The 10,680-nt window shown below is 38.6% G+C and carries 13 protein-coding genes; 2 read left to right on the plus strand and 11 right to left on the minus strand.

The window, feature by feature from the left end; translation table 11 throughout:
• Positions 1–93 precede the first annotated feature (93 nt).
• From J3U50_RS04525 to J3U50_RS04565, 9 genes are all read right to left on the minus strand, one after another.
• Positions 94–441, minus strand: a complete 348-nt coding sequence (locus J3U50_RS04525) for a hypothetical protein (protein WP_301945654.1) — start codon at positions 439–441, stop codon at positions 94–96.
• 364 nt (positions 442–805) lie between these two features.
• Complete coding sequence (locus J3U50_RS04530; RefSeq protein ID WP_301945655.1) at positions 806–1,000, minus strand: hypothetical protein; 195 nt, start codon at positions 998–1,000, stop codon at positions 806–808.
• Between the two features lie 97 nt (positions 1,001–1,097).
• On the minus strand, positions 1,098–1,874 hold the full coding sequence (gene trpA, locus J3U50_RS04535; RefSeq protein WP_301945656.1) for a tryptophan synthase subunit alpha: 777 nt from the start codon (positions 1,872–1,874) through the stop codon (positions 1,098–1,100).
• A complete protein-coding gene (gene trpB, locus J3U50_RS04540; RefSeq protein WP_301945657.1) occupies positions 1,867–3,057 on the minus strand; it encodes a tryptophan synthase subunit beta in 1,191 nt (396 codons plus the stop codon). The genes trpA and trpB overlap by 8 nt, the downstream gene beginning before the upstream one ends.
• 12 nt (positions 3,058–3,069) lie before the next feature.
• Entirely contained in the window at positions 3,070–3,642 is a 573-nt protein-coding gene (locus tag J3U50_RS04545; protein ID WP_301945658.1) for a phosphoribosylanthranilate isomerase, read from the minus strand.
• On the minus strand, positions 3,642–4,424 hold the full coding sequence (trpC, locus tag J3U50_RS04550; RefSeq protein WP_301945659.1) for an indole-3-glycerol phosphate synthase TrpC: 783 nt from the start codon (positions 4,422–4,424) through the stop codon (positions 3,642–3,644). Before trpC ends, J3U50_RS04545 begins: the two co-directional genes overlap by 1 nt.
• 11 nt (positions 4,425–4,435) lie before the next feature.
• Positions 4,436–5,434: an anthranilate phosphoribosyltransferase gene (gene trpD, locus J3U50_RS04555; protein WP_301945660.1), complete on the minus strand. Its 999-nt coding sequence runs from the start codon at positions 5,432–5,434 to the stop codon at positions 4,436–4,438.
• Positions 5,435–5,449: 15 nt separating this feature from the next.
• A complete protein-coding gene (locus J3U50_RS04560) occupies positions 5,450–6,031 on the minus strand; it encodes an aminodeoxychorismate/anthranilate synthase component II (RefSeq protein WP_301945661.1) in 582 nt (193 codons plus the stop codon).
• The gene (locus J3U50_RS04565) at positions 6,015–7,490 is read right to left on the minus strand and encodes an anthranilate synthase component I family protein (RefSeq protein ID WP_301945662.1); all 1,476 of its coding nucleotides are present in this window, start codon (positions 7,488–7,490) and stop codon (positions 6,015–6,017) included. The genes J3U50_RS04560 and J3U50_RS04565 overlap by 17 nt, the downstream gene beginning before the upstream one ends.
• A gap of 761 nt (positions 7,491–8,251) precedes the next feature.
• Here J3U50_RS04565 and J3U50_RS04570 point away from each other — a divergent pair.
• Complete coding sequence (locus J3U50_RS04570) at positions 8,252–9,112, plus strand: prephenate dehydrogenase/arogenate dehydrogenase family protein (protein ID WP_301945663.1); 861 nt, start codon at positions 8,252–8,254, stop codon at positions 9,110–9,112.
• A 24-nt stretch (positions 9,113–9,136) separates the two neighbouring features.
• Here the strand turns inward: J3U50_RS04570 and J3U50_RS04575 are convergent, their stop codons facing one another.
• Complete coding sequence (locus J3U50_RS04575) at positions 9,137–9,415, minus strand: hypothetical protein (protein ID WP_301945664.1); 279 nt, start codon at positions 9,413–9,415, stop codon at positions 9,137–9,139.
• 148 nt (positions 9,416–9,563) lie between these two features.
• Between J3U50_RS04575 and J3U50_RS04580 the strand changes: the two genes are divergently transcribed.
• Entirely contained in the window at positions 9,564–10,205 is a 642-nt protein-coding gene (locus J3U50_RS04580) for a CPBP family intramembrane glutamic endopeptidase (RefSeq protein WP_301945665.1), read from the plus strand.
• Positions 10,206–10,232: 27 nt separating this feature from the next.
• Here J3U50_RS04580 and J3U50_RS04585 read toward each other — a convergent pair whose 3' ends face one another.
• Positions 10,233–10,469 carry a hypothetical protein gene (locus J3U50_RS04585; protein ID WP_034531036.1) on the minus strand — a complete coding sequence of 79 codons (237 nt, stop codon included), beginning with the start codon at positions 10,467–10,469 and terminating at the stop codon, positions 10,233–10,235.
• Between the last annotated feature and the right edge of the window lie 211 nt (positions 10,470–10,680).

Raw genomic sequence — 10,680 nt, forward strand, 5'->3', positions numbered from 1 at the left:
AATGGCAGCTAATTTTAATTCTTTAGAAAACATAAAAGAACCCCTTAAGTTAGATTTCTCCAACTCAAGGGGTTCAGTTCAGTGAATTTTATTTCACTGCTTTTTTATAACATAATAAATTTTGTCCTTACCCTTTATAAATCCTTTATTGCCAATGTAGTTATTATATTCGAAGCAACTTACATTGAATATTCTATATACAGATTTAAAAAATGAACATTTAAAAATTACATCTTCATTGTTATTTACATCAAACGTTTCATAATCCGTATCCGGTTGGTTCAAATTATGATAATCAGTCAATTCATTTAACATTGCATCATAAGCTACATAAGACATTTTCCAATCATAATTTGGATATGTAATAACGTAATCCGGATTATCATAACTTCTTAAATCTTCTTTGTAAGATTCGCATGCAATTTCAGTAATATCTTTCATTAAAAAACTCCTATAATTAGCTTTTAACTCATTATAGATCGATTTATAAAATAAAAAAGCCTTTCTTACACGAGATGGGAAAGCTCGATAAAGAAAGACCTTATAAAAAATTAACTTGTTTTAAAGCGTTTCAAAAGGATTAATCATCCCGAACGCAACTACATAATAGTTTCAAAAAATAAAATCATCAAAAATTTTGTTTTGCTTTCTACTAATCTTCGAAAAAGCTATCCCAGATTAGAAAAGAAGAAGTCATTAAAGCAAACAGTACTGATTGTACCCTTATGAATGCAAAAATCATTTGTTTATTATCCATCTGATCTACTACGTTTCATATGTATTCCCCGCCTGAACGGGGTATTGTTTACCACTTAAACAAGTTGAAAGTTGTCTTATGGTAGACCTTGTTATATAACGCATTATGCGGATTATTAATCCATCCCATACCCTTCTTACCATAGTATGGGTTAATCGCACGTTTCATTGAACGTACCGCACGTCCTCTTGTTCGTGCTGATAATGACTTTTTCCAGCTTGGTTTTCTCATACCAAATTTCATGTCTATCATCTTCTTTTTTTATAGGCTAATGTAATTATACAACTTATATAATTTATTGAAAGGATATGAAAAAAGCACACATGATTGTGTGCTTTTTCTATTCAATAATTGCTTGTTTAATTTCGTTGGCGTAATCCTTTAGACGCTTCGGAGCCTCTTGTTGATTCTCTTCGACGATTCTGACAAACGAACTTCCGATGATGACACCGTCGGAGATTTGATTCATTTCACTGGCTTGTTTGGCTGAATGAATTCCAAACCCAATGGCGACCGGTACATCGGTGTATTCCTTTATCTTTTGGACAATTCCGGATAGATAACTGGAGAATTCATCCCTCTCACCCGTCACTCCCAATGATGATACTAGATAGATAAATCCTTTGGCATGTTGCAATAATTTCTCAATTCGATCATCAGAATTCAAGGTCACTAGTGGGACTAACGCTAAATCGTATTTATCGATAAACGGTAATAACTCATCTTGTTCCTCGTAAGGTAGGTCTGGAATGATTAATCCACTCACCCCGTGTTTTAAACATTGAAGACAAAATTCATCGTAGCCGTATTGCAAGACGACGTTTAGATAGGTCAAAAAGGCAAGGGTGATATCGGTCTTTTGATGAATTTCATCGACCATCGCAAAGACCTTGTCCATTGGTAATTCGCCGTCTGACAAGGCACGTAAATCGGCACGTTGGATGACCGGTCCATCGGCGACTGGATCAGAGAATGGAATCCCAATTTCAACGACATCTGCGCCACCTTCGGATAACGCCACCACGTTTTTAATCGTTGTATCAATATCAGGGTCGTTGGCAACAACGTATCCAACTAACTTATTACCACCTTGCATAGTTTCAACTAATTTATTCATTTACGTCAACTCCTCTGTATTTACCAATTGCGGCGACATCCTTATCACCACGGCCGGAAAGTGTACATATAATTGTTTGGTCCTTGCTCATCGTAGGTGCCAGTTTTCTTACATATGCGACCGCATGACAGCTTTCAATTGCGGCGACGATTCCTTCGGTTCTGGCGATGTATTCAAACGCATCGACAGCTTCATCATCGGTAATGCCGACATATTGAGCACGACCTGATTTGGCTAGTGCCGCGTGTTCTGGACCTACTCCTGGATAATCTAATCCGGCTGAGATTGAGTATACCGGTTTGATTTGACCCGTTTTCGTTTGTAGGAAGATTGATTTCATCCCATGAAAGACCCCTTCACTACCACATTCAAGAGTGGCGGCGGTTAAATCGGTCTCAACACCCTTACCGGCTGCTTCGACACCAATTAGTTTTACTGATGGATCTTCGATGTAGTTGGCAAAACTACCGATGGCATTGCTTCCACCACCGACACAGGCGACAATCGCATCTGGTAGTTTATTGTTAATCTTTTTGAATTGTTCCTTGGATTCCTTACTAATGACACTTTGGAAGTCACGAACCATCAATGGATATGGATGGGGTCCGGTAGCTGAACCCATCACGTAGAATGTGTCGTCGGTACGAGCAGAGAATTCTTGTAGAGCGGCATTAATCGCATCCTTTAATACCATTGAACCAGAGGTCACTGAGTTCACCTTAGCACCCAGTAGTTCCATTCGATAGACGTTTAACTTTTGCCGGTCGGTATCTTCTTTTCCCATGAAGATTTCACATTCCATGCCAAACAATGCCGCAATGGTGGCGGTGGCCACACCGTGTTGACCGGCACCAGTCTCCGCAATCAATCTGGTCTTCCCCATTCGTTTTGCCAATAACGCTTGGCCAATCACGTTATTAATCTTGTGGGCACCGGTATGGTTTAGGTCTTCACGTTTGAAATAAATTTGCGCTCCACCCAAGTCTTCCGTCATTCGTTTAGCGTATGACAAAAGAGATGGACGGTTAGCGTAGTTATTCAATAGGTCCTGTAGTTCTGCTTGAAATTCTGGATCTTGTCTGGCCTTTTCGTATTCATCGGCCATTCGATTTAGTTCATTCATCAATGTTTCTGGAACGTATTGACCACCGTACTCGTCGAATCTTCCTGCTTTGTTAGTCATAATAATTCCTCCTTAATTGTTGTGGGCAACTGCCACAATTGCTTTTACTAGTTCAATATTCTTCTTACCGTCGACCTCGACGCCACGACTCACATCAATCGCAAACGGATTGGTCTCATCGATTATCTTTTGTGCGTTGTTTGGATTAATGCCACCGGCAACAAACAGATTTGAATCTACGTCATTTAATTGATTTTTGGTTACCATTGATGTTCGCGCATCGACCATCAAATAGTCTGCCTCACTATTTCTATGTAGCTTGTCTTCGTTGATTACGTCGATTACTGGAATGTTTAAATCTGTTTGAATTCGTTTGATATCTTCCGCATTCTCGCTGCCATGTAACTGGGCGACTTGAATAATTTTGGCATCAACTAGTCGTTTAATGAATGCAAACTCCGCATTCACGAATACACCAACAGCTGGAATATCATCATCAACTGCTTGCCTAATTTGGCTGGCGGTATCGATATCAACTAGGTGACTACCACTGGCAAAGACTAGGCCGAAGTAGTCTGGTTTGGTCTGATTGATAATCTCAGCCTCTTTTAAATCGGTAATTCCGCAAATTTTGATTTTTACCATTATGCATCACCTTGTACTTTTTTAATGAATTCAATCGGATTAGCTGACTTCATCAATGTCTCGCCAATCAAAACGCCGTTAACGCCAATCTCCTTTAATTTTTCAGTATCTTCAATGCTTTTTACACCACTTTCGGCGATAAAAATGACATCCTCTGGCACCTTTTTACGTAGGTTAATACTGTTAGCAAACGACACCGAGAAGTCCTTTAGATTACGATTATTCACACCAATCATTTGAGCACCAACCGAAAGCGCGGTCGCTACTTCGTCTTCATCGTGGGCTTCGACTAATACAGCTAAACCTAATTTGTGAGCTAAATCGAAGTATTCTTTCAATTGGTCTTTGGATAGGATGGCCACAATCAACAAGATGATTTTGGCGCCAGCAGCTTTTGCCTGGTAGATCATGTATGGATTGATGATGAAGTCTTTGCGAAGGGTCACCGCATCGACTTTTTGATTGATTTCCTTAAGATAATAAATATGCCCCTTGAAGTATTTGGGTTCGGTTAAGACCGAAATGGCGGTAACATCTGCATCATGATATTGTTTGGCAATCCCGATGTAGTCGAGATTATCGACGATTTCTCCCTTGGATGGCGATGCCTTTTTGATTTCACCAATCACATGCATCCCCGGTCTTCTAAATCTTTCATACACGTCGTTTGGATTGGTTTGTGGTAAATCACTTACCGCGTTCTTTAGGTCGGCTAAGGAGACGATTGATTGTTCATATTCAGTTCTTTGTTGAGTCGCTGCGACTAAATCATCTAGTATCATCGGCTTACCTCCTAATACGCTAATAGTGCATCCAATAGTCTTTTGGTTCTCCCAGAATCGATGGCTTCTTGTGCCATTTGGATACCATCTTGAATTGAAACATCTGGTTTGTAGGTGTTAATTGCTAGACCGGCGTTTAACAAGACAACATCTCGTTTGGCTCCTGGTTTACCATCAATAATTTCACGAGTGATTTTGGCGTTATCTTCAGGAGTCCCTCCAACAATTTCTTCCTTGGCGTATCGTTTTAAACCAAATTGTTCTGGGGTAATCTCGTCTTCACTAATCACACCATCGATGATGTTTACAATCTTGGTTGGTGCTGAGATAGATGCTTCATCCAATCCGTCGGTGCCAAAGATTACCTTGCCGTTAGTGACACCTAATTGAATTAATGTCTTTGCCAGAGGTAATAGTAATGATTCGTCATAGACACCTAAGACTTGTTTCTTCGCATGAGCTGGGTTAGCCAATGGTCCTAAGACATTGAAGATAGTGCGAATGCCTAGTGTCTTTCTTACCGGTGCCACGAAGCGCATTGCTTGGTGATACTTTTGAGCAAATAGGAAGCAGAAGTTTTTATCGGCTAGCATCTTTTCGCTTTCAGCTTGGGTTAGGTTGATGTTAAAACCAAGTGCTTGAAGCATGTCGGCTGCCCCACTCTTGGAAGAAGCAGCGCGGTTGCCGTGTTTTACGACTGGAATGCCCAGGCTAGCTAGGACTATCCCAGTGGTGGTTGAGATGTTAAATGAGTTGGAATGATCACCACCGGTTCCAACGATGTCGATGGCATCGATTTGGCTGTCGAATTCGGCTGCGTGGTCACGCATGGAAGCGGCTGCTCCAGCAATCTCTTCGATGTTTTCACCCTTGATGCTTAGACTGGTTAGAAAGGATGAAATCTCGATGTCCCCGGTCTTACCATCCATTACTTCGTTCATCACATCGTTCATTTCGTTGTATGTTAAATCTTGTTGGTCAGTTAATTTTTTAATTGCGGTATTAATCATGTTATCCATTCCTTTCTAGTTAGCTAATTTAAAGAAGTTCAAAAATATTTGTTGTGCTGCTGATTGGTCGGTCATGATTGACTCTGGATGGAATTCGACACCGTAGACATGGTTTTGTTCGTCGGCCACGGCTTGGACGGTGCCATCACTACCTCTTCCAATCACGTTTAAATTGTCAGGAATACTTTCTTCGTCAATGACTAGTGAGTGATAGCGGCCAATTGTGAAGTGGCTCGGACAATTAGCGAAAATGTCATTGTCTGAAATTTGTTCCATCATGTCGGTCTTGCCATGCATAATTTCTGGCGCGTTGGTCACCTGAGCACCGTAGACTTCACCGATAGCTTGGTGACCTAGACAAACACCTAATACTGGGACCTTACCAACGGCTGCCTTTAGGACTTCGTTCATGTTTCCGGCGTCTTCTGGACGACCCGGTCCTGGTGAAAGTACCAATGCTGTTAGGTCAGGTCGGTCTAAATCGTCGACTGTGACCACGTCGTTTTTTAAAACTAGGATTTCTTGATCGACTAACTTGCCAATTTCTTGGACCAGGTTAAATGTAAAACTGTCGTAGTTATCAATTAATAAAATCATGTTGGGCCTCCACTTCTTTAATCGCGTCCATAATTACTCTGCTTTTATTTTCAAACTCGTGAAATTCTTGGTGTGCATCACTGCTAGTCACGATTCCGGCTCCAGCGTGAACAACTAAATTGTCATCTTGTTTGTATGCCAATCTAATGCCGATACATAAATCTAAGTCGCCGGAAAAATCGATATAACCAATCCCACCACCGTAGATTCCACGTTTGCGTTGTTCCAATTCTCGAATGATTTGCATTGCGGATAATTTCGGTGCGCCGGATAATGTTCCGGCAGGTAATGTCTTTGCGATGATATCGATTGGTGTGATGTCTTTTTTGGCAATCCCCTCTACCTTGGAACCTAAATGCATCACGTTTGAGAACTTCAATAGCTCCATGTACTTAGTGACCTTTACCGTGCCAATCTCACTGATATTTCCGACATCGTTTCTGCCTAAATCAACTAGCATGTTGTGTTCGGATTGTTCCTTGGGACTGTGTCTAAGTTCGTCGGCGAAGAAGTCATCCTCTTCTTTGGTCTTGCCTCGTCTTCTGGTTCCAGCTAGCGGATAGCTGAATAACTTATCGTTGGTCTTTTGAATTAGTGTTTCAGGTGATGCACCAACTGCTTCGAAATGGTCATGGGCAAAATAGAAATGATACGGTGAGTAGATGTTTTCTTCTAGGTACTTTCCGACGTTGATTAATGATCCCTTCGCCTTTGTTTGATAGGGATTCGATAAGATCATTTGGAAGATGTCGCCGTCATAGATGTGTCTTTTGACTGCATCGACCTTTTCGCTGAATTCAGCTTGTTGGAATTGGTTATGAAACGATTCGGTGATGTCGACGTTCTCGGTGGTTTCAACCTCTTCAGCTAAGATTTGCTTCAATCGAGTGGCGAAATGTTTTAACTCTTCTTTGGTTGTTTCAAAATTTTGATTGAAATCGTCACTTAGAATTAATTTGGTTAAAGTAACTTCATGCTTTTGATAGTTGATGGTGATATCTGGTTCGAACAATTCGATATCCTGTAATCCCAATTCATCGTGGGTCTTTGGTAGATGGTTATTGGCGTACTTAGAAAAGTCATAACCGAAATAGCCAATCAATCCTGTATGAAATCCATCCGCGGTTTTAACTGTGCGATGGTGTTGATAGTAATCGTTTAGAAAATCGATTGGATTCTGAGTAGTTTGATAAACATCATCTTTTTCCTTCACCACAATCTGATTATCCAAGACGGTAATAATCTTTTTGGGTTCCACAATCACCGTTGTGGATTTACCATCATCGTGGCTAAATACCATCGATTGTTGATGATTGGGGTCGATGCTTTCGACAATCTTGTATGGGTTAAAGCTATCGATGCTAAACTGATAGCTCACCGGTAAGTATTCATATCGACTAGTTAAATTCCGTAACTCTTCTTTGGTCAACAATGTGATCACCTCGCAAATTGATTGCATTAAAAAAATCCGCCCATAACAACGCAATTAATGCTTTGTTAAGGACGGATTTTCCCCGCGGTGCCACCTTAATTAGATTAGACTACTCCAAATAAATGTATAGATGTTTATATCAAAATAGACTAATCCCTCCTCAGCGAGGTGCGTGTTCACACCCCCGGCAACTGACGTATGCCCGACGTTTCTCCGTACTCAATTTCTTTTTCGGAAGAACCCTCCGTGGTCCATTTAACTGCCTGCGTTCGGTCGTATTCCCATCATCGACGACTCTCTGTGCGTGCACAACAATCTTGATCTCCACATCATTGGTTTTTTTATGGACGAATTATTTAATTGAGTTCAGTTTACTCCCTGAATTTTAAAAGTCAACAATAAAATTAGAAAACAATTAGATTTAACTATTGCAAATATTTGTTAAACCCCTTTATATCAAGGCGTTTATATTAGCGAAAAATGTTTAATTAAATAAAAATTAGAGAAATGTTTGTATTTACCCCACACGTATGTTTAAATTAATACAAATAAACGGGGAGGAATCATCATGAATAAGCAAATCCAAAGTAAAAATTATTATCGCGACTATTATTACGTAGACACATCTAAGTAGTAATTGTCTTATTTGATTTTTACTGACTAGGTGTGAGTTCACCTAGTCGGGGTAATTTGTTAATGATGATTTTTGACGAAATCAAAATTAAAACCAGCTAGGTGATTTGTATTCATCGAGCTGGTTTTTTATTTTGAATTTAGGAGATGGCACTATGACCACAATTTTTATTAATGGATTAGGATTAATCGGCAGCAGTATTGCGCGAATCATCAGAAAGTCTGCCCCAGATGCACGAATTTTAGGCAACGATATCAATAAAAAAAACACCGATTTTTTGTTAGAACATAAAATTATCAACGAAGCTACTAACTTTGATGATGGCAGCAAACAAGCTGACGTCATCATCCTGGCTAGTCCAGTTAACAGCATCATCGAAGACATCAAGAAGTTGAGTGATTTACAATTAAAATCGTCGGTAATTGTCACCGATGTCGGCAGCAGCAAGGTCAATATCTTAGAAGCGGCCAACCAATTAGTCGATAAAGATATCACATTCATTGGTGGTCATCCCATGGCTGGATCACATCTCACCGGAAGTGAAAATGGTTCGATTGAAATGCTTGCCAATCATACATACTTCTTGGTTAACCATAACGGCAACAACCAACAAGTAAATACGATTAAGGAATTGTTGAAATCTGGACACCTTCGTTTTAAAGAAGTCTCAGCTGATAAACATGATCAAATCGTTTCAACTATTAGCCACCTACCTCATTTTATTACCTACGCTTTAACTTTGACGGTCAACGACTCTCTAAGAGACGTCTACGCCACCGATATCAGCATGGGAAACGGACTATTAGATTCCACTAGAATCGCCAAGAGCAATCCCGATGTCTGGTCGGATATTTTGACCAGCAATTCCGATAATCTTTTAGAACAAATCGATGCGTTTGAAAAACAATTAGCAGTATTAAAGAAAACCATTATCGACAATAAGCCAAATGAACTACGCCAATCCATCGTCGATGCCAACGATGCTAGAAATGGCTGGGAAAATAATGCCAAATAAAAAAGCACACAGAAATGTGTGCTTTTATTTTTTCAATGGTGGATCTTGTGGGGCAAACCATGTTGGATGTTTTTTATGAATTTTTTCGGAAATAAAGCTATAGATTAGGTATAAACCGAATAATAATACCCCGCAAGTTGCTGAAATAATTGCTAATTTAAGAAAATCGTGCCAATTTTTAACAATAAAAATATTGGATATTAAGTCATAAATCGTGCCTAAAACGGCGCTACCAAGTATAATAATGAAAATCAAAATTATCCATGATTTAACAGAATTATTCTTGGTTTTCTTTTGTTTCATGTTGGTGCCCCCCTTTTTAAAATTGTCTAAAATCAGTTTTATTTTTTTAGAAAAAATTATCCAGCGCAATAAAATTATAGAATTATAATTGATTAATAACTGAACATCTATCGAATAGTAAAAAAACAGTAATCAAGGAGTGAATACGATGAAAAAAACATCATTTATATTTATCTTGATATTCCTTTCACCGTTAATGGAGCTTGTCCGATATCCAATCTTTTATTCAACAGATGAACCTTTTTCCTATGCCGTTATTGAGATATTAGTTGCATTTATTATCTTAATGGCGATTATTATTTATCTATACCATAAAATAATCATCAATAAAGTGACTGATGTTTTCCGCAATAATCATTTTAATTTCAGGTTGGTAGTAATTGGAATCGAACTACTTCTCCTAGAGGTTTCATTCGTTCTTTTGACTGCCAAACCTCACGAAAATTTTCAGACCAATCTATCAAATTTAATTAGATATACTGATCCAAAATTACAATTACTGTGTATTATTGCTAGTCTAACACTATCACCAATCATTGTGGAACTATTTTTCAGAGGTTTAATTCAGTCGTTTTTAAAGGACAATTTTAGCGAAAAATACGCTATTCTATTTTCATCAGTTATTTATGGGATATCCCATTCTTTATTTAGTATCATTTCACTAATGTACTACATATTAGCCGGAATCTTATTAGGTAAATCCAGAGAGGAATCAAACGGAATAATAGCACCAATCATATTCCACTGTTCATGGGACATTTTAATAATGTTAATGCTATGGATATATTAAAAAGCATACGCCAAAGCGTATGCTTTTTTATTTGATATTGATCCAAATGATTGCGGCTAATAACAATACATCGACGATTGTCATTACGACGTTGAACCATTTAGTTCGATTATGGAAATCAACAATCAGCATATTTCTTAATCCGACTGGGATAGAAAGCATTGCCAATCCAGCAATAAAGATTACTAAACTGTGGACGCTAAATAATAAAATTAAAACGTATAGCAAAAAAATCGTCCAAACAGTATTACTGTATTTTTTCATTATCATCACTCCGGTAAAACGTAAAACTTATGTATAGTAATTTATGATAAAAAATTAATTTTAAGTTAAAAACTACTTATTAAGTTTATATATCTATTAATGATTTAAGTCAATAAAAATAAAAAAAGAACTGACCTGAACCCCTAAAATTGGAGGATGGTTATGCAATTTTCTGGGAGGAATTGTTCCGGTATTCAACCGGTGACATTCC

The organism is Lactobacillus sp. B3795, assembly GCF_026535805.1.
In the GTDB taxonomy this organism is placed as follows: Bacteria; Bacillota; Bacilli; order Lactobacillales; family Lactobacillaceae; genus Apilactobacillus; species Apilactobacillus kunkeei_C.